This window comes from Microbacterium sp. ISL-103 (assembly GCF_018613995.1).
GTDB lineage: Bacteria > Actinomycetota > Actinomycetes > Actinomycetales > Microbacteriaceae > Microbacterium.
This window is the reverse complement of the sequence record NZ_JAGGPD010000520.1, coordinates 1-505: the sequence shown is the minus strand read 5'-3', so window position 1 is coordinate 505 and position 505 is coordinate 1. Positions and strand designations below refer to the sequence as shown.

The window sequence follows — 505 nt, the reverse complement described above, 5'->3', positions numbered from 1 at the left end:
GCCGGGTGTACGGGCCTTTCGGGTCCGGGCTGCCAGGGCCCACCGGACGCGTCTACCATCACGAGATTCCCGGAGGACAGCTGTCGAACCTGCGTCAGCAGGCCAAGGCCCTCGGCCTCGCCGATGACTTCGAGCTCATCGAGGACATGTACGCCGCAGCCGATCGGATCCTCGGGCGGGTTCCCAAGGTGACCCCCTCGTCAAAGGTCGTCGGCGACCTCGCACTGCACCTCGCTGCGGTGAAAGCCGACCCCGCGGACTTCGAGGCGAACCCCGAGAAGTATGACGTTCCCGACTCCGTCGTGGGGTTCATGGCGGGAGAGCTCGGCGATCTTCCGGGCGGATGGCCCGAGCCCTTCCGTGCCAAGGTGCTGGCCGGGCGATCGGTGCGTACCGGATTGACGGAGATCTCCGCAGACGACGAGGCCGCGCTGGCCGGCGACAGCACGACGCGCCGCGCTCGCCTGCACACGCTTCTGTTCCCTGCGCCGCCGCCGGAGTTCAC

Annotated in this window: 1 pseudogene; it reads left to right on the top strand. The window is 68.7% G+C overall.

Going from position 1 to position 505, the window contains the following annotated elements:
• Window positions 1-505, top strand: a pseudogene (locus J7E68_RS19990) (pyruvate carboxylase); the annotation flags it as partial.